The 19355-nt window shown below is 74.0% G+C and carries 21 protein-coding genes and 4 pseudogenes; 11 read left to right on the forward strand and 14 right to left on the reverse strand.

Translation table 11 applies throughout. The features are described 5' to 3' along the window. Window positions 1-14: 14 nt before the first annotated feature. The 4 genes from AB0M03_RS23180 to AB0M03_RS23195 form a co-directional block, all read right to left on the reverse strand. A complete protein-coding gene (locus tag AB0M03_RS23180) occupies window positions 15-857 on the reverse strand; it encodes a papain-like cysteine protease family protein (RefSeq protein WP_363493802.1) in 843 nt (280 codons plus the stop codon). Between the two features lie 211 nt (window positions 858-1068). Further along, window positions 1069-1710 carry a hypothetical protein gene (locus AB0M03_RS23185; RefSeq protein ID WP_363493803.1) on the reverse strand — a complete coding sequence of 214 codons (642 nt, stop codon included), beginning with the start codon at window positions 1708-1710 and terminating at the stop codon, window positions 1069-1071. An 83-nt stretch (window positions 1711-1793) separates the two neighbouring features. Next, entirely contained in the window at window positions 1794-3851 is a 2058-nt protein-coding gene (locus AB0M03_RS23190) for an RICIN domain-containing protein (protein ID WP_363493805.1), read from the reverse strand. 378 nt (window positions 3852-4229) lie between these two features. Continuing rightward, window positions 4230-5171 carry a GNAT family N-acetyltransferase gene (locus tag AB0M03_RS23195; protein ID WP_363493807.1) on the reverse strand — a complete coding sequence of 314 codons (942 nt, stop codon included), beginning with the start codon at window positions 5169-5171 and terminating at the stop codon, window positions 4230-4232. 330 nt (window positions 5172-5501) lie between these two features. Here AB0M03_RS23195 and AB0M03_RS23200 point away from each other — a divergent pair, with 330 nt between their 5' ends. Together AB0M03_RS23200 and AB0M03_RS23205 are read left to right on the forward strand one after the other, a co-directional pair. Then, window positions 5502-6323, forward strand: coding sequence for a DUF4184 family protein (locus AB0M03_RS23200; RefSeq protein ID WP_363493809.1), 822 nt, complete (start codon window positions 5502-5504; stop codon window positions 6321-6323). Window positions 6324-6330: 7 nt separating this feature from the next. After that, complete coding sequence (locus AB0M03_RS23205; RefSeq protein ID WP_363493811.1) at window positions 6331-6846, forward strand: DinB family protein; 516 nt, start codon at window positions 6331-6333, stop codon at window positions 6844-6846. 62 nt (window positions 6847-6908) lie between these two features. On the opposite strand, the gene AB0M03_RS23210 is transcribed toward AB0M03_RS23205, so the two are convergent. Continuing rightward, window positions 6909-7223, reverse strand: coding sequence for a TetR family transcriptional regulator C-terminal domain-containing protein (locus tag AB0M03_RS23210; RefSeq protein ID WP_363493812.1), 315 nt, complete (start codon window positions 7221-7223; stop codon window positions 6909-6911). 159 nt (window positions 7224-7382) lie between these two features. Then, a pseudogene (locus AB0M03_RS23215) lies at window positions 7383-7517 on the reverse strand (helix-turn-helix domain-containing protein); the annotation flags it as partial. Between the two features lie 54 nt (window positions 7518-7571). On the opposite strand from AB0M03_RS23215, the gene AB0M03_RS23220 reads away from it, so the two are divergent. Next, complete coding sequence (locus AB0M03_RS23220; protein ID WP_363493833.1) at window positions 7572-8042, forward strand: SRPBCC domain-containing protein; 471 nt, start codon at window positions 7572-7574, stop codon at window positions 8040-8042. Between the two features lie 19 nt (window positions 8043-8061). On the opposite strand, the gene AB0M03_RS23225 is transcribed toward AB0M03_RS23220, so the two are convergent. Continuing rightward, window positions 8062-8655 carry a dihydrofolate reductase gene (locus AB0M03_RS23225; protein ID WP_363493813.1) on the reverse strand — a complete coding sequence of 198 codons (594 nt, stop codon included), beginning with the start codon at window positions 8653-8655 and terminating at the stop codon, window positions 8062-8064. Between the two features lie 110 nt (window positions 8656-8765). Continuing rightward, window positions 8766-9119: pseudogene (locus AB0M03_RS23230) on the reverse strand (helix-turn-helix domain-containing protein); the annotation flags it as partial. 85 nt (window positions 9120-9204) lie between these two features. Between AB0M03_RS23230 and AB0M03_RS23235 the strand changes: the two are divergent. Continuing rightward, window positions 9205-10416 carry a pyridoxal phosphate-dependent aminotransferase gene (locus tag AB0M03_RS23235; RefSeq protein WP_363493814.1) on the forward strand — a complete coding sequence of 404 codons (1212 nt, stop codon included), beginning with the start codon at window positions 9205-9207 and terminating at the stop codon, window positions 10414-10416. A gap of 119 nt (window positions 10417-10535) precedes the next feature. Next, the gene (locus AB0M03_RS23240) at window positions 10536-11018 is read left to right on the forward strand and encodes a peroxiredoxin (RefSeq protein ID WP_363493816.1); all 483 of its coding nucleotides are present in this window, start codon (window positions 10536-10538) and stop codon (window positions 11016-11018) included. Between the two features lie 57 nt (window positions 11019-11075). On the opposite strand, the gene AB0M03_RS23245 is transcribed toward AB0M03_RS23240, so the two are convergent. The 4 genes and pseudogenes from AB0M03_RS23245 to AB0M03_RS23260 form a co-directional block, all read right to left on the reverse strand. Beyond that, the gene (locus tag AB0M03_RS23245) at window positions 11076-13430 is read right to left on the reverse strand and encodes a glycoside hydrolase N-terminal domain-containing protein (RefSeq protein ID WP_363493818.1); all 2355 of its coding nucleotides are present in this window, start codon (window positions 13428-13430) and stop codon (window positions 11076-11078) included. A gap of 16 nt (window positions 13431-13446) precedes the next feature. Next, the gene (locus AB0M03_RS23250; protein ID WP_363493834.1) at window positions 13447-13767 is read right to left on the reverse strand and encodes a Beta-galactosidase C-terminal domain; all 321 of its coding nucleotides are present in this window, start codon (window positions 13765-13767) and stop codon (window positions 13447-13449) included. Window positions 13768-13770: 3 nt separating this feature from the next. Next, a pseudogene (locus AB0M03_RS23255) lies at window positions 13771-13956 on the reverse strand (beta-galactosidase); the annotation flags it as partial. A gap of 82 nt (window positions 13957-14038) precedes the next feature. Beyond that, complete coding sequence (locus AB0M03_RS23260) at window positions 14039-14287, reverse strand: hypothetical protein (protein WP_363493819.1); 249 nt, start codon at window positions 14285-14287, stop codon at window positions 14039-14041. A gap of 373 nt (window positions 14288-14660) precedes the next feature. Here AB0M03_RS23260 and AB0M03_RS23265 point away from each other — a divergent pair. The 4 genes and pseudogenes from AB0M03_RS23265 to AB0M03_RS23280 all read left to right on the forward strand — a co-directional run. Then, window positions 14661-15122: pseudogene (locus tag AB0M03_RS23265) on the forward strand (glycoside hydrolase family 3 N-terminal domain-containing protein); the annotation flags it as partial. Window positions 15123-15169: 47 nt separating this feature from the next. Then, window positions 15170-15337 carry a hypothetical protein gene (locus tag AB0M03_RS23270; RefSeq protein WP_363493838.1) on the forward strand — a complete coding sequence of 56 codons (168 nt, stop codon included), beginning with the start codon at window positions 15170-15172 and terminating at the stop codon, window positions 15335-15337. A gap of 187 nt (window positions 15338-15524) precedes the next feature. After that, window positions 15525-16187: a ThuA domain-containing protein gene (locus tag AB0M03_RS23275; protein WP_363493836.1), complete on the forward strand. Its 663-nt coding sequence runs from the start codon at window positions 15525-15527 to the stop codon at window positions 16185-16187. Between the two features lie 70 nt (window positions 16188-16257). Next, window positions 16258-16731, forward strand: coding sequence for a DNA starvation/stationary phase protection protein (locus AB0M03_RS23280; protein ID WP_363493820.1), 474 nt, complete (start codon window positions 16258-16260; stop codon window positions 16729-16731). Between the two features lie 80 nt (window positions 16732-16811). Here AB0M03_RS23280 and AB0M03_RS23285 read toward each other — a convergent pair whose 3' ends face one another. Further along, on the reverse strand, window positions 16812-17579 hold the full coding sequence (locus AB0M03_RS23285) for an aminotransferase class IV (protein ID WP_363493822.1): 768 nt from the start codon (window positions 17577-17579) through the stop codon (window positions 16812-16814). A gap of 84 nt (window positions 17580-17663) precedes the next feature. Here AB0M03_RS23285 and AB0M03_RS23290 point away from each other — a divergent pair, with 84 nt between their 5' ends. After that, the gene (locus AB0M03_RS23290) at window positions 17664-18149 is read left to right on the forward strand and encodes a hypothetical protein (protein ID WP_363493837.1); all 486 of its coding nucleotides are present in this window, start codon (window positions 17664-17666) and stop codon (window positions 18147-18149) included. A 3-nt stretch (window positions 18150-18152) separates the two neighbouring features. Here AB0M03_RS23290 and AB0M03_RS23295 read toward each other — a convergent pair whose 3' ends face one another. Continuing rightward, a complete protein-coding gene (locus AB0M03_RS23295; RefSeq protein ID WP_363493824.1) occupies window positions 18153-18557 on the reverse strand; it encodes a (2Fe-2S) ferredoxin domain-containing protein in 405 nt (134 codons plus the stop codon). A 243-nt stretch (window positions 18558-18800) separates the two neighbouring features. Here AB0M03_RS23295 and AB0M03_RS23300 point away from each other — a divergent pair, with 243 nt between their 5' ends. After that, entirely contained in the window at window positions 18801-19235 is a 435-nt protein-coding gene (locus tag AB0M03_RS23300) for a CBS domain-containing protein (protein ID WP_363493826.1), read from the forward strand. Window positions 19236-19355: the final 120 nt, after the last annotated feature.

Consider the following 19355-nt stretch of genomic DNA (forward strand, 5'->3'; position numbering starts at 1 on the left):
GATCTGTCGTCTCCTCAGCCGTGGATGCCGATGCGGGAGTGGGTCCACTGGAACGAGTTGTTGCTGGAGTAGGTGTTGTAGTTCCACCAGGTGTAGGTCTGGGTGCTGGGCCAGGGGTCACCGACGGCGATCATGTTGCTGGCGCTGTCGTAGCCGTAGACGACGTTCATGTGGCCGCCGCCGGTGCGCCAGCCGATCCGGACGGCGAACGGGCGGCCGGCCGCGATCTCGGTGGTGGACTCGGCGAACGAGGCATTGCGGTACAGGCTGCGGCCGCTGTTGGACATCCCCAGCCGGGCCAGGCCGTTCGCCATGTCCTCCAGCGTCGCGGGCTGGTTGTTGCAGTTCACCCAGGTGCCCTGGGCGGCGAGCCGGCAGAACTCCTCCTGGGTGGCGGTGCGGCCCCAGAAGTTGGCGATGGTCACGCCGGAGGCGTCCCAGCACCACTGGGTCCTGACCTGCTTCTGCATGCCGATGTTGAGGGTCCTGGCGGTGCCGGTCGGGGTGGTCGAGCCGCAGACCTGCAGGTTGTTGGTGTTCTCCTTGATGAAGGCGTCGGCGATGTAGTAGGTGCCGGACCAGATCCAGCGGGTGTTGTTCTCGACCCGGTCGCCGGTGGTGCGGCAGGCGGTGGGGACGCGGTCGCCGACCGCGGAGCTGCCGGTGACCTTGGCGGTCAGCGACGGCTGGGCGCGCTGGTTGATGGTGCGGAAGCCGCCCTGGCCGGCGGTCACGGTGCCGGTGGCGGTGTCGGCCTGGGCGAAGACGCCGATGCCGAAGAGCAGGGCTCCGGAGAGTGCGGCGACGATCGCGGCCAGCAGTGTCTTCCTGCGGCGGGACGCGCGGAGTTTGTGCATGGTGCTCCTTGATCCGAGGGTCCGGCCCGGGCCGCCGGGGTGGCCGGCGGCGGGTCGGGTGAACCGGAGGCGCCCGGGGCCGGGGTGTGCCCGGCCGGGCGTGCGCACGGGCGCGGGGACTGGAGGCACGGGTGCGGCGGCGCGGGTGCGCGGCCGCAGCGCCGTGCGAAGGGGGCGGGCCTGTGGGGTGCCCGTCGTGGCCGACCGGCCGTCAGGTCCGGGCGGAGCGCCGCAGGATGCGGACGGCGACGGTCACCGCGCCGCCCGCGAGGACGGCGGTGCCGAGGCCCGCCAGGGCGAGCAGCCAGGCCGGGCGGTCGCTGCCGGCCGCCGAGGGTGCCGGGCTCCCGGTGGCCGCGGTGCCGGCCGGGACGGGGTCGGTGACCGCGCCCGGCGAGCCGGACGGTGCCCGGGAGGTGCCGGTGGTCGGCCCGGCGGTGCGGGTGGTCGGCCCGGTCGACGGGGCGGAGCCCGGCGGGTCGCTCACCGGCACGTCCAGGGTGCCCTGGTAGCGGCCGAGCCCGGGGAAGGCGGTCTCGGCGGTGACGGTCCAGTGGCCGGGCGGCAGGGCCTGTTCGGTGGTGAGGGTGCCGGGCTTGCCGGGCACGGCCACCAGCGGCCAGGGTCCGACGGTGCTGCCGTCGGGGGCGGTCGCGGAGAAGGTGCCCGCGATCCGCTCGTCGACCGGGTCCTGGTCGTTCTCCCACACGGCGGTGGCGAGCGGGTGCCCGGTGGTCGAACCGGTGACGGTGAGGCGGATGGTGTCGCCGTGGGCGTGTGCCGTCGCGGCCGGGCCGAGCGTGAGCAGGCCGGTGAGGACGGTGCAGGCCACCGCGGTACGGAGAGTGCGCATGGGCGTTCGCTCCTGGGGCAGTCGGTGGTGCGGCGGGGGCCCGCCCGCGGCTGCGCGCGGGCCCCCGGTTGCGCGGCGGAGCGTCAGGACGCCTTCTGGACGGTCCAGCTGTGGTAGCCGGAGCCGGCCGGGTCCTGGAGTTCCATCAGCCAGGTGCCGTAGTACGGCCGGCTGCTGATGCCGAGGACGAGCGAGCTGCCCTTGGCGGTGACGGTCAGGCCGCTGCCGGCCGTCGCGATCCGCCACTGCTGCGCGGTGTTGGAGCCGTTGCAGGGCTGCTGGTGCACCCACTGGCCGGCGGAGGCGGCGCCGCCGAGCTGCAGGCACTTGCCGGAGACCGCGGAGCGGATCCGGGCGTAGCCGCTGCCGGCGTCGTCGAAGTACCAGCGCTGGCCCGCGTAGCCGTTGGGCTGGGAGGCGACCAGCACGGTGCCGTCGGCGGACTTGCCGCCCCACACCTCGGCGGCGAGGCCGGTGGTGCCGTTGACCATGGTGTACGCCTGGGTGGGCGTGGTGGTGGCGCCGGCCTTCGGGGTGTGGAAGGCGACGGTGCGGCCGGGCGCGGAGTCCTTGCCGGAGCGGTCGCGGAACGCCACCGAGACCTTGTAGTCGGTGTCCGGGCGCAGGTTGTAGATGCGCACCGAGTTCTGCTGGACCCAGGTGAGGAAGTTGCCGTTCAGCCGGACCTGGTACCACTCGGCGCCGTTGACCGCGGGCCAGTTGAGGACGGCGGAGTCCGAGGCGAGTCGGCCGACCGTCGGGTCCGGGCCGGTGGTGCCGGTCGGGCCGGTCGGGCTCGGCTTGGGCGACGGGGTCGGCGAGGAGGTCGGCGACGGGCTCGGGTTCGGGTTCGGGTTGGTGCCGCCGCCGGTCATCAGGAACCGGTTGTCGGCGACGTTCCAGTGCGTGGCCAGGTAACTGCCGGGCTTCGGACTGGTGTTGTAGTAGTCGTCGTGGTTGCAGTCCAGGCGCTCGTCGTGGCCGCGCTCGGGGCAGACGGTGCGCATCGCCGGGTAGTAGGGCGAGTCGGAGTAGCACATGACGTCCCACTCGTCGGTGCAGTGCGCGCCGCGGCTGGTGTTCGGCGCGCTGTTGTTGACCGCGCCGAGGTTGTGGCCGAGCTCGTGCGCCGCGGTGGAGCCGCCCCAGCAGCCGGAGTCCGTCCGGCCGTACGAGGGGCCGAAGTTGGACAGGTTGTCCTGGGTCGGGCGCTCGTCGCCGGCGAAGGTGCCGATGCCGCAGTAGACGTTGGCGTCCGCGAAGACCATGTACTTGCGGTCCTTGCGGTTGAAGCCCTTCTGCGACAGCGCGGAGTTCATCGCGCTGAACTCGGCCAGCGCCGAGTCCGGGAGCTCGACGTTGAGCACGGACGGCGTGCAGTCCGCCGCGGTCACGTACCGGATGTGCCGGACGCCGCCGGTCTCCTGGGCACTGGCGAAGTAGATGGTGTCGGCGTCCGCGGCCCACTTGCGGAACGAGGCGGCGTACTGCGCGTACCGGTCCTTGCCGGGGCCGTGCACGTAGACCACCTGGACGCGGTTGCCGGTGCTGCCGTCGCCGTCGCACTGGACGGTCTGGCCCGCGGGGCCGGCGGCCGCGGTGCGGCCGGGCTGGGTGCTCGCCGCAGGGGCCGGGGCCGCGGCGGCCGCAGGCTGGGCGGCGGCGTCGACGGCCGCCTCCGCACCGGCCGCCGGGGCCTGCGCGGCCTGGCCGGTCGAGCCGGTGCGGCTCGGGTCGGCGGCGGGCTCCTCGGTCTTCACCGCCGGGGCGGTGTCCTTCTTGATGTCCACGCCCTTGGGCGGGGAGTCGGGGCCGTGGGTGCAGTTGCCCTGGGCCGTCTTCAGCACGCCGACGCACTTGTCGCCCTTGGGGGCGGCCTTGAGGCCGGTGTACACCAGGCCGCGCGGCGGGTCGTTGCTGGGTATCGAGGCCACCGGTTCGGGGGCCTTGTCGTGCGCGGGATCGGAGGCCGGCGCGGCACCGTCGGCGGAGACGCCGGCCGCAGCCGTGCTCCGTTCGTCGGTGAAGGCGCCGCCCATGGCAGCGCTGCCCACGAAGACCCCCGCCGCGGCCACGGCGGCTGCCACCAGCATCACGCGGGTGTTGCGCCGCCGCTTGACCGCTCTTCTACGACCGGACAAACCACACCTCATTCCTTGAGAGGGGTTGAGTGCCGGGAATACTGCCAGAACCTCGGAACGGTGGGGCCGCCCGTGTTCTACGCGCGAAGAAGTACGGGGTTCAACGTCTCCACAATTCGACTGGCCGGTTCGCCAAATGCTTTGTGGAGAAGTCGAGTTGGGTCGACGGCGACGGATTGGTCCAGACCGACCCGCCGCCGCCTTCGCATACGACTTTATAGAAACGTTATGTTTCGTGATCTGTCGTTAGACGCCCCGTCAAATAGTGAAATTGCACAGAGTAGGTGCAATATCACTCTCAATCATGACGGGCGGCGCAATTTCGGAGATACCTAAGACTGTCTTAAGGTTCGGCCGGGCCGGTGACCCGACGATCCGTCAGGCCGCCGACGCAGGGCCCGAGAACACCAGCCGGACACCGAAGTTCCGATATCCCGCGCGGTCGAACGAAGCCGCCATCGGCGTGTTCCCGAAGTCGGTGTCGGCCCCGATCCGCGCCGCACCGCGGGCCGCATGGCTCCGGGTGATCTCGGCGAGCAGTTCGTCGACCAGCCCCCGGCCGCGCAGCTCCGGGACGACCCCGAGGTAACCCACCACCGGGCCGCCGTTGTTGGCCGACGGCAGGGCGAACCCGGCCGGCACCCCCTCCGGGGTCCTGGCCAGCCGCCACCAGGAGCGGTCACCGGGCATCCGGAGGTAGTCGGCGAGGGTCTCCTCGGCCTGCGCCTGCGGGTCCAGGCGGAGCAGGCCGCGCCGGGTGTCGTCGTCCAGACTGCCGGCCGCGACCCGCCGGAACACCTCGACGAACTCCTCGTCCGAGGCCTCCGAGAAGACCAGCCGCCCGCTGTCGGCGGGCACCGGGGCATCCGGCGTCCACTCGTATCGGAGCCGCTCCAGCTCCTCGGTCAGCCCGGCTCGGGCCGCGACGTCCCGGCGCCACTCCACCGCGGCCAGGACGGCCGGGTCGTCCCGCCAGGCCGGTGGCAGGAACAGGTGGTACTCCGGCAACTCCCCCGCGGGGAAGGCCGCATGGGCGGTGGTGAGCAGCTCCGCGGCCAGCGCGGCGGGGTCGGCCACCGAGTCGTCCACCCAGATGCAGTCCAGGGCGAGCGGCCGGTCGCCGGTCGGGAAGGTCCACCAGACGGCGCGGGCCATCAGCCGGCCCGCTTCGTCCTCGGCGATCCAGGTGTGGGCGGGGCGGTAGCTGCCGTCCGCGAGGAAGCGGCGGTAGCGATCGGGGTCGGCCCAGCTGACCGGGGCCGTGACGGTGCAGGAGAGAACCTCGTCGAGATCGGACTCGACGGTGGGGCGGATGCGCACGCTGCCTCCGAAGCAGTGTCGGCAGGCGCTCCCCGACCGCAGGCACGTCGTGTGCTCTAGGCGGCCCGGTCGACTCCGTGGGGAAGCGCCGGTGTGTGAATGGTGTACATCGCGGTGCCTCCCTTCTCCGCACGGTGCGGGGTGGGCGCTCGGTGCGCCGGGTGGTCACGTTAGGAGATATCCGGCGCACCGTCAACTCCCCGTCACCGGCGCACAGTACGGCCCGCATCCGGATCGCGCGGTTCTCCGTCGGCCTTCGGCCGTGAGGTGCCCCCACGTGCCCCGAGCGGTCACCCGTGCACCTCGGCAGGCACGCCCTATCGTGGGCGCGTGCCGTTCACCTTCAGCCATCCCGCCGCCGTTCTTCCGCTGATCGCCCGTGGGCGGGGTCGCGGCCCGCTGGTCGCCGCCGCCCTGGTGGCCGGTTCCACGGTGCCGGACGCGCCCTACTTCGCGGACTCGGTGGTACCGGGGGCGTTCGGCCTGGGCGCGGTGACGCACGCCTGGTGGGGTGTGGCGACGGTGGACGTGCTGCTCGCCGCCGCGGCGGTGGCGCTGTGGCGCGGGCTGCTGCGGGAGCCGCTGCTCGCGCTGCTGCCCGCACGGTGGGCGGCGGTCGCAGCACTGCCGGCACCGGCCGCGCTGCGATCGCCGCGGCAGGTGTGGTGGTTCGCGGTCTCCGCGGCGGTCGGCGCCGCCACCCACGTCGGATGGGACGCCTTCACCCACCCCGGCCGCGCCGGAGCGCGTCTGTTCCCCGCCCTGGAGCACACGGTGGTCGCGGGCCGCCCGCTGTACACGGCGGTGCAGTACGGCTCCTCGGCGGTGGCCCTGGGTGTGCTCGTGCTGTGGCTGGTGCGGGAGGTGCGGCGGCGGTCCGCCGACGGGGCCGCGGCCGCAGTCGTGCCGGCACTGGGGGCGCGGGCGCGGTGGGCGGTGTTCTGCTGGATCGGGGCGGCCGCCGCGGTCGGGACGGTGCTGCGGATCGTCCGCTGGTCCCGACTGCCCGGGGACGCACCCGCGTTCGAGCTGGTCCCGACCGTGGCCTTCGGTTCGCTGGCGGGCGCCGGGGCGGCGCTGTTGGTGTACGGCGCGGTGTACCGCCTCGCGCGGGGAAAGGGGCTGGCGCGGCGGTACGGCCGGGCGGCATGATCCGGACATGACCTGGACCGCACCCGACGTCACCCGTACCGGCGGCTCGCTCGTGGCCGGCGAGCGCGAAATGCTCACCGGCTACCTCGCGTGGCAGCGCGACACCTTCCTGACCAAGTGCCAGGGGCTGACCGGCGAACAGCTGGCGCTGCGGCCCCTGCCGGACTCGAACCTCTCCCTGCTCGGCCTGATCCGCCACCTGGCCAAGGTCGAACGCACCTGGTTCCGCCAGCGGTTCGCCGCCGAGCCGGTCCCGCGGCTGTTCTCGGAGAGCCCGTCGAAGGACGCCGACTTCGAGGAGCTGGACCCGTCCCGGGCCGAGGAGGACTACGCACGGCTCCTGGAGGAGCGCCGGATCGCGGACGGAATCCTGGCCGCCGCGTCCCTCGACGACACCTTCGTGCTCGACGGCGAGGAGCACTCGCTGCGCCTGGTGCTCTTCCACCTGGTGTCCGAGTACGCCCGCCACAACGGCCACGCCGACCTGCTCCGCGAACACACCGACGGCGTCACGGGGTTCTGAGGCCCGGCCTGTGCACCGGGCCGACGCACTCGGGCACCCCGAGGGGCGCGGCCCGGCGCCCCTCAGTCGGCTTCCGGCGGGAAGGTGCGGTTGAGGTAGCCGCGGTAGAGGGCGACCAGGTCGACGGTCTCCGGGTCGAGGAGCCAGAGGGTGAGGGCGCCCTCGAGGAAGGCGAGGAGTTCGGCGGCGGCGGCCTCGGGGTCGGTGGCGGCGGGGAGGCGGCCGAGCCGGTGGGCGGTGCCGACGGTGTCGGCGATGTGGCGGCGGAGCAGTCTGCTGCGTTCCCGGAAGCGGACGTGCACCGGGGAGTCGCCGTCGGCGAGGTGCTCGGCCTGCAGGACGGTGTGCAGGGTGGCGAGCCCGGGGTGGCGGGTCATGTGGTCGGCGTCGTCGAGCAGGGCGGCGACCAGTCCGGTGAGTCCGCCGTCGAGGTGGTGGGCGAGGCGGGCGGCGGCGCGGGCGTCGAACTCGTCGAGGACGGCCTGCAGCAGCCGGTCCTTGGAGCCGAAGTGGTGGATGACGGCGGAGGGCGTGATGCCGGCCCGTTCCGCGACGGCGGCGACGCCGGTGCCGCGGTAGCCGTTGCGTCCGAACAGCTCGACGGCGGCATCGACGATGAGCCGTCGCCGTTCGATGCCGCGCTGCTGCGTCTGTCCCTTGATCCCTGCGATGGTCCGGAGTTTATCGGATGCGGTCCTGCCGCCCGCCCATTATGCTGCACGGCCATGCAGGAAAATGAGAGCCGTACGGACGGCCACACGATCAGCACCACCGTCACCGTCGCCGCCCCGCCGGAGCGGGTCTGGGAGGTGCTCACCGCGTTCGACCGCTACGACACGTGGCATCCGAGCCTGGAGATCCTCCGGGGCGAGCCGCGGGCAGGGGCCGCCCTCGCCATGCGGATCGCCGCCGGCACCCCGCAGGAGCGTTCCGCCGAGGGCACGGTGGTGGCGGCCGAGGCGCCGCGGCTGCTGGCCTGGGAGGGCGGGATGCCGGGGCTGCTGTGGGGTCGGCACAGTTTCGAGCTGGTCCCGGACGGCGCGGGCACCCGGGTGGTGAACAGCGAGAGCTTCTCGGGCTCGATGGCGGCCGACGTCCTGGCGGCGAACGGCGGGCTGCTGGAGGAGGAGTTCCGGGCGGCCGACGCCGCACTGCGCTCCGCCGCGGAGGGCGGCTCGGCCACCGGGCGCGGCTGAGCCGCAGGACGCACCCCGGTCAGCTCCGGCGGACCCGGTAGTGCAGGTGGGTGACGCGGTCGCCCTGCACGATGTCGGGGTCGTCGAGCATCAGCGGCGAGCCGGTGTACCGGCCGAAGTAGTGGACGCCGGCGCCGAAGACGACCGGGACCAGGTCGACCCTGACCTCGTCCACCAGCCCTGCCGCGAAGGCCTGGCCGCCGATGTCGCCGGGGGTGAGGGAGACGTCCCCGTCCCCGGCGTACTCCTTGGCCAGCGCGATGGCCTCGGCCGGGCCGCCGGTGACGAAGGTGAACGGCGCGTCGGGGAAGTCCCAGTCCTCCGGCGGGTTGTGGGTGACCACGAAGACGGCTTCGCCGACCGGCGGGCGGCCGTCCCAGCCGTTGGTGATGTCGAACAGGCGGCGCCCGATGACCCCGGCGCGCACGTTCGACCAGGCCGAACGCAGGTAGGCGGCGCTGGTGGCGGAGACCCGGAAGACCCGGTCCGGGTCGGCGCCGGTGAACTCGACGTCCCCGTTGCCGTACCAGTCGAACAGCGGTCCGACCTGGTCGGAGTGGTCCGCGATGAAACCGTCCAGCGACATCGACGCCTGCGTGACGACCCGTGCCATGTGCAGCCTCCCGCCGCCAACCCTAGGGCGGGGCGGGCATGCCAGGGCGCGGGACACACCGGGGGCGGGCGCGGCCCGCGCCTGATCGGCGGTCAGCGGGCGGCTGCGGTGTACCAGTGCTCGCGGACGGCGTCGGTGGGGCGCGGTTCGCCGAGGTCGTCGACTCCCCAGGCGGCGAGCGAGTCCAGGACGGGGCGCAGCGCGTGTCCGCGCGGGGTGAGCTCGTACACCGAGGCGTTGGCGGGGCGCTCCAGGCGGCGGCGCTCGACCAGGCCCTCGCTCTCCAACTGCTTGAGCCGGGCGGCGAGGATGTCGGTGGAGACGCCGGGCAGGTCGGCGTGCAGGTCGGTGTAGCGGCGGGGCCCGCCGAGGAGTTCACGGACGATCAGGAGGCTCCAGCGCTCCCCCACCGCGTCCAGGGCGCGGGCGACGGCGCAGTACTGGTCGTAGCTTCGGCGTGGCATGGGGATCAGCATAGCCAAAAGGTTGGACTTTCCAAGTGGTTACTTGGTAGAACAAAGCAACCAGAGGCGAGGTCGGGAGGCCGCAGTGGAGTTTCGGCAGTCCAGCAAGCTCAAGGACGTCTGCTACGAGATCCGTGGGCCGGTGGTCGACCAGGCGAACGCCCTGGAGGAGGCCGGGCACAGCGTGCTGCGGCTGAACACCGGCAACCCGGCGCCGTTCGGCTTCGAGGCGCCGCCGGAGATCCTGCAGGACATCATCCGCAACCTGCCGAACGCCCACGGCTACAGCGACTCCCGCGGCATCCTGCCGGCCCGCCGCGCGGTGGTGCAGTACTACCAGCAGCGCGGCGTCGCCGGGATGACGGTCGACGACGTCTACCTGGGCAACGGCGCCTCCGAGCTGATCCAGATGGCCGTCCAGGCACTGGTGGACGACGGCGACGAGGTGCTCGTCCCCACGCCGGACTACCCGCTGTGGACGGCGGTGGTTCGGTTCGCCGGCGGCCGCGCGGTGCACTACCTCTGCGACGAGCAGGCCGACTGGTTCCCGGACCTGGACGACATCGCCTCGAAGATCACCGACCGGACGCGGGCGATCGTCGTCATCAACCCCAACAACCCGACCGGCGCCGTCTACTCGAAGGAACTGCTGGAGGGCATCCTCGACCTCGCCCGCCGGCACGGCCTGATGGTGCTGGCCGACGAGATCTACGACAAGATCCTCTACGACGGCACCGAGCACCACTGCCTCGCCGCGCTCGCCGACGACGTCCTCACCCTCACCTTCAACGGCCTCTCCAAGGCGTACCGGGTGGCCGGCTTCCGCAGCGGCTGGCTCGCCGTCTCCGGTCCCAAGCAGCAGGCCTCGGACTACCTGGAGGGCCTGACCATGCTGGCCGGCATGCGGCTGTGCCCCAACGTGCCGGCGCAGTACGCGGTGCAGGCGGCGCTCGGCGGCCACCAGTCGATCGACGACCTCACGCTGCCGAGCGGCCGCCTCACCGAGCAGCGCGACGTCGCCCACCGGGCGCTGAACGAGATCCCGGGCGTCAGCTGCGTCAAGCCGAAGGGTGCGCTGTACGCCTTCGCGCGGCTGGACCCCGAGGTGCACAAGATCGTCGACGACGAGAAGTTCGTCCTGGACCTGCTGCTCCGGGAGAAGATCCACGTCGTCCAGGGGACCGGCTTCAACTGGCCGCGGCCGGACCACTTCCGCTTCGTCACCCTGCCCCGGGCCGACGACCTGGAGACGGCCATCAGCCGGATCGGGCGCTTCCTGGCGACCTACCGGCAGTAGCGGGCCCGCAGCCCAGACGGCGGTGCGGGGGCGCCCTCGCACCGGCCGGACGCGCGGGTTAGCATCGGGCTCGCGTAGACAGACAGGTCTGTCTATCCGATGCCCTGGAAGGGACAGCCATGCCCAAGCCGCCCGAGGCCGGAACCCAGGCCCCCGACTTCGCCCTGCCCGGCCTGCTGCTCGACGGGGACACCTCCCGGCGGCAGGAGTACCGGCTCACCGACGCCAAGGGCGCGGGGCCGCTGGTGCTGGTCTTCTACCCCGGCGACGACACGCCGGTGTGCACCAAGCAGCTCTGCGAGTACACCTCCGACCTGGAGCGGTTCGCCGGCCTCGGCGCGACCGTCTGGGGCATCAGCCCGCAGGGCCTGGACAGCCACGAGCAGTTCGCCCGCAAGCACCGGATCGCCTTCCCGCTGCTCGCCGACACCGACCGCACCGTGGCGAAGGCGTACGGCATCGCGGTGCCCGGACTCGGCCTGCGCCGCTCGGTGTTCATCCTGGACGCCGATCTGACCGTCCGCTGGAAGCACGTCGCCCTGGCCGGACTGACCTTCCGCCACAGCGACGAACTCGCCGCCGAACTCGCCAAACTGGGCTGAGCAACCCCCGGGCCCGCCCCTCCCCCTGCGTGCGGAGGGGCGGGCCCGGGACTCCGGTCAGAGCTCCACGGTGCAGGTGTGCAGCCGGCCCGGTGCCAGGTCCAGCAGCTCCGCACCTTCCTCGTGGAGCGGGGCGATCCGCAGTTCGACCGTGCAGGCCCGGTCGGCCCGCAGGGCCAGGGTGACCTGCTGCGGCGACCAGGCGAGCTCCTCGACCACCGCGCCGAAGCGGGTGCGTACGCCGGTGAGGCGGCCGTGCGGCACCGCCGCGGGGAGCGCGGGCAGCACGGTGAGGTGGGCCGGGCGACCGCCTCGGGCGGGGCGGGAGCGGAGCAGCATCTCGATGAGCACGGCGGGCAGGGCGTGCGCCACATCGGCGTTGAAGACGCCCCGCTGCGGATAGTGGCTGCTCATCAGGGAGCGGAAGAAGAAGCCTCCGACGAGCAGTTGGGCGAGCTGGCGGGTGACCAGGCCGACGTCGTCGAGCCGGGCGGCGGCCAGCGCGCGGTGCAGGTGGCCGTGGCCGGAGCGGTTCTCGTCGCCGCGCAGCAGCAGGGCGGTGCGGGCGGCGGCGGCGAGTTCGGGGGTGGTGTCCGGGGTGATCTCGTCGAGCGGCCAGACCGGGTAGAGGTGGCTGACGTGCCGGTGGTGGTAGCCGTCGCGGTGGCCGGGCCAGGCCCATTCGGCGAGTGCGCCGTCCTCGTTGACCCGGTAGTCGGGCAACCGGGCGGCCAGCGCCCGCCAGCCGGCGGTGCGGGCGGCGGGGGCGGCCCGGTGCCGTTCGGCGAGGTCGGCGGCGGTGGTGAGGGCGTGCCGGGCGGCGGCGATGTCCATGGTGGCGTTGACCGAGGCGGCGGCGGGCGCCGGTTCGCCGGTGGCCGGGTCGACGGGGTGGTTCTCCGGCGAGTAGGAGGGGACGACGGCGATCCGGCCGTCGGGGCCGGTGCGGGTGAGGAAGTCCTCGTAGAAGGCGGCGGTCTCCAGCAGGGCGGGCAGCAGTTCGCCGGTGAGGAAGGCGGTGTCGCCGGTGGTCTCGGCGTGCTCCAGCAGCGGGTGCAGCAGCCAGTCGGCGCCGGCCGTCCACAGGTGGTGCGCCCAGCTGTGGTTGAAGTGGTACTGCAGGCCGTTGGTGCCGTCGGTGTGGGCGGGGGCGACGGCGCCGCGGGTGCCGTAGAGGCGGCGGGCGTTGGTGCGCCAGTCCGGCAGCTGGTCGCGGACGAGGGCGGCCAGGGCCAGCGAGGCCTCGGGCAGCCCTGCGGCGGCGGCTCCGGCGAGTTGCAGGTTGAGGTTGGCGTTGGTGGTGAAGGCGCCGCCCCAGGCGGTGTCCCAGTCTCCCGTCCACAGGCCGCACAGCCGCGGCGGGCGGTCCCCGGAGGAGGCCAGCAGGTGGTACCGGCCGGCGGCGAACAGCGATTCCAGCAGGGCGAGTTGCAGGGTGGAGGGGTCCTGCTCCTGGCGGGCGAGCAGTTCGCCGGAGGGCAGGTCGCGGTCGGCCTCCGGGGCGCCGAGGTCGAGACTCACCCGGTCGTACGCCCCGGTGTGCAGCTCGAGGTGGCGGTGCAGCAGTTCCTCGTGGTCGTCGGGCAGGGCGTAGAGACCGGTGTCGAGGCGGCCGAGGCGGCCGCCGGGTTCGGCGACCGGGCCGCGGGCGGTGCGGGTGAGCAGCAGCACCTGGTGGGCGCCGGTGACGTGCACCCGCGGGCCGTCGCAGCGGACGGTGCCGCCGGGGGCGATCAGCCGGGTGGCGCCGCGGTAGCCGAGTTCGCTGTCGGGGTAGCGCACGCGCAGCCGCAGCAGTGCGGTGTCGCGCGGGGCGTCCGCCTCGGGCGCGGGGATCTCGGCGGGGCGGTAGACCGAGCGGACGGCGGCGCGCAGGTCCTCCGGGGCGCCGGGCAGCCGGGTGTCCAGGCAGACCTCGGCCTCGACGGTGCCGCCGGTGGGGGCGGTGAGCAGGTGCACCACCACGTCGTCGGCGCGGGAGACGAAGGACTCGGAGCGCCACCAGCCGTCGGCCTCGCGCCACTCGGCGGAGGCGACGCCGGTGCGGAAGTCGAGGCTGCGCCGGTAGCCGTCGGCCCCGGCGGCCGGGCGGCGGATGCGGACGGCGAAGCCCGGGTGGAAGGGCTGGACGTACCGGGGCTCCCAGTCGCCGCCGAAGGCGGCCACGGCCTCCTGCTGCCGGCCGGCCAGCAGTGCGTCCTGGACGGCGCCGAGCACCGGGGCGAGCAGCGGCGGCTCGGCGCCGCTCGCGGGGTCGGGGCGGACCAGGTCGTGGTGGGTGATCACCAGCTGCTCGTCCTCGGTGCGGCCGTGCACGAGGACGCCGTGCCGGCCGTTGCCGCCGAGGTAGGCGTCCTCCCAGCGGTCGGCGGGCGCGGTGTCGTGGATGCCGTGCGTGGGGGCGTCGGGCATGGCGGAGTCCTGTCGGTCACATGGGTCGCAGCACCGCCGCGCCGTGGGGGGCGAGGTGCAGGGCGGCGGTGTCGCGGGCGGTCAGCAGGTTCCGGTGAGGGCCGGACAGGGGCAGGTGCACCGGGGCGGCGGTGTGGTTGAGCACGAAGAGCAGTCCGCCGCGCCGGACGGCCTCCACTCCGTCGGGGAGGCCGGGCAGTTCGGGGTGCACGCCGGCGGCGTCGGCGGCGTCGGTGAGCAGCCGCCGCAGGACGGCGGGTTCGGGCAGGGTGGCGAGGTGGTGGGCGCGGCCGCGCCGGGTGGCGGCGGGGGTGCCGTCGGCGAAGGAGGCGGTCACCTCGAACTCGCGGGCGCCAGGGGTGGGTTCGAGCCGGGCCCAGGAGAAGACGCCGACGGTGACGGTGGTGACACCGGCCTCGCGCATCAGCCGGACGTCCTCGGGCCGGGTCTCCTCGGGCCACTGCTCGGGGTTGTAGTCACCGCCGAAGAGGATGCGGCCGCGGGTGGTGTCGGCAAGGGACGGCATGGGGGTCCTTTCGGAGAGCAGCCTCTCGAAGTGCAGCCTCGCGCTGCTCGGCCTCTCGCTGTTCAGCCCTTGACGGCGCCGATCAGCATGCCCTTCTGGTGGAGCCGTTGGCGCCCGGGATGTCCGGGGTGACGAGGGCGGAGGCGGCGAAGGCGGGCAGGGCGTTCTGCAGGGCGCTGCCGGTGGCGACACCTCCCTTGCCGCTGGACCGGCCGGTGCCGGAGGAGCAGGCCGTCAGCAGGCTGCCGCCGGTGACCGCGGTGGCCGCGGCGCCGAGGAAGGTGCTGCGGGAGGTACGGGGGGTGGAGCCGACTCCGTCAGCGCTGGTCATGGCGGGTGGAGCCCTTCCTCGTGTGGTGGTGCGGGCGGGCGCGGTGCGGCCGGTGCGGGGGCTTGCGGGGGTGCGTGGTGCGGGGGACGCGCGGCTCCGGTGCGGGGGTGGTCCGTCGCACTGTCGAAGCGCTTCAACTTCGCGCCGAGGCTAGGCCAGCCGAGGCCGACGCACAAGGGTTTGCACGAGCTTCTCAGTTCAGGACTTGACACCGACACAGGCCGCTCGGCCGCTTCAGACACCGACCTGCGGCGCCGGAAAATCGGTCTGGGCCAGTAGGAACACCCGCGCCGCCCACTCCGCCGGCGGTCGGGGACGTTTTGACAGCCCGCAGCGGCACTGCCAACTTCGAAGCGCTTCGACCGACCACCTCGTGAAGCGTCAGCACCGCTCCAGAGCCGCACCGGAGGACCATCCATGGCCCGACGCCCTTTACCGCGACGCCCGGCTGCCCGCCCGCCGGCGGGTCGAGGACCTCCTCACCCGGCTCACCACCGAGGAGAAGATCGCGCTGCTGCACCAGCACGCCCCCGCGATCCCCCGGCTCGGCCTCGCCGCCCGCACCACCGGCACCGAGGCCCTGCACGGCGTCTCCTGGCTCGGCCCGGCCACGTCCTTCCCGCAGGCCGTCGGCCTCGGCGCCACCTGGGACCGCGAGCCGCTCCGCAGGGTCGGCGAGGCCGTCTCCACCGAGGTCCGCGCCTTCCACGAACGGCCCGCCGCCCCCGGACGCGCCCGCATCGGCCTCAACGTCTGGGCCCCGGTGGTCGACCCGCTGCGCCACCCGCTGTGGGGCCGCAACGAGGAGGGCTACGCCGAGGACCCGCTGCTCACCGCCGAACTCACCGTCTCCCGCAGCGCCCCGGCCCGGCGGCCGTCGAGGTGCACGCCGGCGGCGCCGTCACCCGGATCGCGGTGCCCGCCACCGGCGGCCGCTACGACTGGACGGCCGTCCGGGCCGAACTCGCCGCCCCCGCCAAGGGCGTCCAGGAGGTGCACCTGGTGCTGCGCGGGGCGCTGCGCCTCGCCGCGGTCGCCTTCGCCGGCTGACCGCCCCTCACCTCGCCCCCGGCAACCGCAGAACCCGGCTGCCGGGGGCGCTCCCGTCCGGCGGCGGGACCTACCGGACCGTCCGACCGCCGGACTTGCCGGACCGCGCACGGATCGGGTGCGCTTCCGCGCACGGTTCGTGCAAGCACTCCCCCGCCCGGCACCCGCTGCGGCAGGATCGAGGCCCATGACCGCCAGGATTCTGATCCACACCCGCAATCTGCTCTTCCCGCACGAGTCCGTCGTCGACGGCGTGCGCGCCCTGCGCGAACTCGGCGCGGACCACGGCTTCGAGGTCGACGCCACCGACGAGCCCTCGGAGTTCCGGCCGGGATCGCTGCGCCGCTACGCCGCCGTGGTCTTCCTCTCCACCGGCGGCGAGGTCCTGGACGAGCCGGGCCGGGACGCCCTGCACGCCCACCTCACCGCCGGGAACGGCTGGATGGGCGTGCACTGCGCGGCCGGCACCGAGCTGGAGTGGCCCTGGTACGAGGGCCTGGTCGGCGCCCGCTTCCACAGCCACCCGCCGATCCAGACCGCCACCGTCCGCACCGCCGACAGCGGCCACCCCGCCACCTCCCACCTGCCGCCGTCCTGGACGTGGACCGACGAGTGGTACAACTTCCGCACCGATCCGCGCGAGCTGGGCGCACGGGTACTGCTCACCGTCGACGAGGACGGCTACGAGGGCGGCCTGATGGGCCCCGACCACCCGATCGCCTGGTCCGGCGAGCACGACGGCGCCCCCACCTTCTACACCTCGATCGGCCACGCCCCGGAGGCCTACCGGGACGCGTGCTTCCGGGCGCACCTGCTGGGCGGCGTCCGGCATGCCTTCGGCGAAAAGTGACACATGTCCGATTGGACCGATTCCGTGTGAGAGGCTGACGGGCAGATCCGACCCCCGAGGAGCAGCCCCGATGTACGCAATCAACAGCCCGCTGCCCGACGCCGACCGCACCGTGGTCGGCGAGGCGCTGCAGGGCGCCCTGGTCGACCTGGTCGACCTCTCCCTGGTCGCCAAGCAGCTGCACTGGAACGTGGTCGGCCCGCGGTTCCGCTCCGTCCACCTGCAGCTGGACGAGGTCGTCGCCCTGGCCCGGGTGCACGCCGACACTGTGGCCGAGCGGGCCGCGGCCATCGGCGTCTCCCCGGACGGCCGCTCCCGCACCGTCGCCGAGACCAGCGGCATCACCGCCCCCGACGCCGGACGCATCCAGGACACCGACACGGTGGCCACCCTGGTGGCCGCCCTCGGCGCCGTGATCGGGCGGATGCGCACCCGGATCGACGCCACCGGCGAGCCGGACCCGGTCAGCCAGGACATCCTGATCGGCCTCACCGCCGACCTGGAGAAGTACTCCTGGATGGCCCAGGCCGAACACAACGCCTGAGCACCGGCCGGCCCCTCGGGGGTGCGGGGAGGTGCCCCCACGCGCCCCCGGGGGCGCCCGACCGCCTCGAACGGCAAGCCCTACAACCGGTCCTCCGGCACCGCCCCGTACGCCGCCCGCAGGGCTTCCAGCACCGGGTGCGCCGCGGCGAGGGCGGTCGAGTCCACCGCCGTCACCGCCCGGACGCCGACCACCGCGTTGGCGGCGATCGCCGCCTCGAAGCCGTCCGGGCCGGGCACCCGCTCGGCCCGCCACGGGTGGGCGGCCTGCAGCAGCTCCATGGTGGTGCCGCGCAGCACCTCGGCCTCCGGCCAGACCACCTCGCCGCCGCGGACGAAGCCGATGTTCCAGGTGCCGCCCTCGGAGACCGCCCCCGAGGCGTCCGTGAACAGCGCGTCGTCGTAGCCGGCCGCCTGTGCGGCCCGCCGCTCCCGCAGCGCCCCGAACAGGCCCACCCCCTTGATGTGCGGGGCGTCCCGCTCGTAGCGGACGGTGCGCACGCGCAGCGGCGGCAGCCCGGCCGGCCCGGCCGGACGGGTCGTCACCAGCACCCGCGGGCGGGCCCGGGCGCCGATCCGTCCGAGGTCGAGCTCCGGGTCGAAGACCGTCACCCGCACGACCGCCTCCCCCGCCGGGGGCGCCGCCCGGCGTGCGTACGTGCGGACGCGCTCCAGGTCGAGGGCGGTGCCGAACAGCTCCCGGCAGTCCCGGTCGAGCCGGTCCAGGTGCAGCCGCAGCCCGCGGACCCGGCCGTCCGCCACCCGCATCGTGGTGAAGTGGCCGTAGTTGGTGAGCGCCAGCGCCTGCAGTTCGGCGGCCGTGACCGGCCGCCCGTCGAGTTCCGCCATGCGCCCAGCATGGCAGCCGCCACCGCGATAACCTGCGGCTCGGCCCGCACGGGCCCGACGGCGGCGGCGACCGGTGAGGACGGGATGACGGCGATCGCGGTGACCGGACACCTCGACCTCTCCGCGGAGACCGTGCCGCTGGTACGGGCGGAGTTGCGGGCGCTGCTGGCCGGCCATCCGCCGTCCGGGCTGACCGGCCTGTCCTGCCTCGCCCCGGGGGCCGACTCGCTGTTCGCCGAGGCCGTGCTGGCGGCGGGCGGGCGCCTGGTCGCCGTGCTGCCCTCGCCGCACTACCGGCGCTGGCTGGCCGAGCCGGACCGCCCCGCCTTCGACCGGCTGTTCGCGGCCGCCGCCGAGGCGGTCGCCCTGCCGTACCGGGAACAGTCGGACGCCGCCTACCAGGCGGCCAACGCCGAACTGCTGCGCCGGGCCGACCTGGTGGTCGCGGTCTGGGACGGGCTGCCGGGCCGCGGCCTCGGCGGCACCGCCGACATGGTGGCCACCGCCCGGCGGGCCGGCGTGCCCGTCCTGGTGGTGTGGCCGAACGGGGCGGCGCGGGCGGCGGCCTGACCGTCAGCCGGGGACGTTCGCGCGGACCCGGCGGGAGACGGTGAACTCCTGGAGGTCCAGGGTGCCCGGCGCGGGTGCAACGCCCGGGCCGCCGGCCTTCACCCACTCCACGACCTCGTCGATCATGTCCTCGGAGAGCACCCAGCCGAGCCAGACCGGCCGGCCGCCGGCGAGGCGGCCCTCGGCGGACGGGCCCACCACCACGACGTTGGAGTGCCCGCAGGCGTCCAGGCAGTCCACGGCGCGGACCTTGCCGGCGTCACCGACGCCCTCGCGGAGCCGGGCCAGCTGACCGGCGTGGTCGACCCCGGGGTGCTTGGCGGTCGTGCCGCAGCAGCAGCCGCGGCAGACGGTGACGGTGACCGGTGCGGCCGCGGCGGGCGGCCGGCTGCCGGGACGACGGGCCATGGGGTTCCCTCCCTGGTGGCCACCGCCGCGCACCGCCGAACGGGTGACGGCTCCGAGGACGGCGGACCGGTACGAACGGCACCGTCCGGACGGCCGGTACCTGGGGAGATTCTGCCGCAGCCGCCCTTCCGCTCCGCGCGCGACCCCGCAGCGGGATGCATATGGTGATCGCACCATCACGTTCCGCGGGCCGTCGCGGCCGCGACCGGCGGCCGCCCCCGCGGACGACCGAGAGGACCTCTCGTGACCACAGCCAGTGACATCATGCACCGCGGTGCCCAGTGCATCGACGCCGACCAGACCCTGATGGCCGCCGCGCAGATGATGCGCGACCTGGACGTCGGCGCCCTCCCCATCTGCGGCCCGGACAAGATGCTCAAGGGCATCATCACCGACCGCGACATCGTGGTGAAGTGTCTGGCGGCCGGCAAGGACCCGTCGACCATGAAGGCCATGGACATGGCCGGCCACCTGCACTGCGTCAAGGCCGGCGACGACATGGAGGCGGTGCTGAAGAAGATGGAGCAGCACCAGATCCGCCGCATGCCGGTGATCGAGAACGGCAAGCTGGTCGGCATGATCAGCGAGGCCGACCTCGCCATGGGCCACCGCGACGGCCAGCGTCTGACCGACCGTCAGATCATCGAGTTCATGGACAGCATCTACGTGAGCCGCTGACCCTACGCGAACCACGCGGGGGCGGGGGGTTGCCGGCCGTGGCCCCCGCCCCCCCCGGGTCGGCCCCGCGCGGACCGGGGGGCGGTGGGGGGGGCCGGCCCGCGGGGCCGGCCGGGGGAG

The sequence above is a fragment of the Kitasatospora sp. NPDC051914 genome, from assembly GCF_040680995.1.
Lineage (GTDB): Bacteria > Actinomycetota > Actinomycetes > Streptomycetales > Streptomycetaceae > Kitasatospora.

Excerpts from the sequence above, each read along its gene's own strand:
- AB0M03_RS23240 (WP_363493816.1), top strand. The coding sequence starts at position 10,536 with ATGCCCAAGCCGCCCGAGGCCGGAACCCAGGCCCCCGACTTCGCCCTG.
- AB0M03_RS23180 (WP_363493802.1), bottom strand. The coding sequence starts at position 857 with ATGCACAAACTCCGCGCGTCCCGCCGCAGGAAGACACTGCTGGCCGCG.
- AB0M03_RS23290 (WP_363493837.1), top strand. The coding sequence starts at position 17,664 with ATGACGGCGATCGCGGTGACCGGACACCTCGACCTCTCCGCGGAGACC.
- AB0M03_RS23185 (WP_363493803.1), bottom strand. The coding sequence starts at position 1,710 with ATGCGCACTCTCCGTACCGCGGTGGCCTGCACCGTCCTCACCGGCCTG.
- AB0M03_RS23205 (WP_363493811.1), top strand. The coding sequence starts at position 6,331 with ATGACCTGGACCGCACCCGACGTCACCCGTACCGGCGGCTCGCTCGTG.
- AB0M03_RS23285 (WP_363493822.1), bottom strand. The coding sequence starts at position 17,579 with ATGGCGGAACTCGACGGGCGGCCGGTCACGGCCGCCGAACTGCAGGCG.
- AB0M03_RS23220 (WP_363493833.1), top strand. The coding sequence starts at position 7,572 with ATGCAGGAAAATGAGAGCCGTACGGACGGCCACACGATCAGCACCACC.
- AB0M03_RS23280 (WP_363493820.1), top strand. The coding sequence starts at position 16,258 with ATGTACGCAATCAACAGCCCGCTGCCCGACGCCGACCGCACCGTGGTC.
- AB0M03_RS23260 (WP_363493819.1), bottom strand. The coding sequence starts at position 14,287 with ATGACCAGCGCTGACGGAGTCGGCTCCACCCCCCGTACCTCCCGCAGC.
- AB0M03_RS23275 (WP_363493836.1), top strand. The coding sequence starts at position 15,525 with ATGACCGCCAGGATTCTGATCCACACCCGCAATCTGCTCTTCCCGCAC.
- AB0M03_RS23295 (WP_363493824.1), bottom strand. The coding sequence starts at position 18,557 with ATGGCCCGTCGTCCCGGCAGCCGGCCGCCCGCCGCGGCCGCACCGGTC.
- AB0M03_RS23210 (WP_363493812.1), bottom strand. The coding sequence starts at position 7,223 with ATGACCCGCCACCCCGGGCTCGCCACCCTGCACACCGTCCTGCAGGCC.
- AB0M03_RS23225 (WP_363493813.1), bottom strand. The coding sequence starts at position 8,655 with ATGGCACGGGTCGTCACGCAGGCGTCGATGTCGCTGGACGGTTTCATC.
- AB0M03_RS23245 (WP_363493818.1), bottom strand. The coding sequence starts at position 13,430 with ATGCCCGACGCCCCCACGCACGGCATCCACGACACCGCGCCCGCCGAC.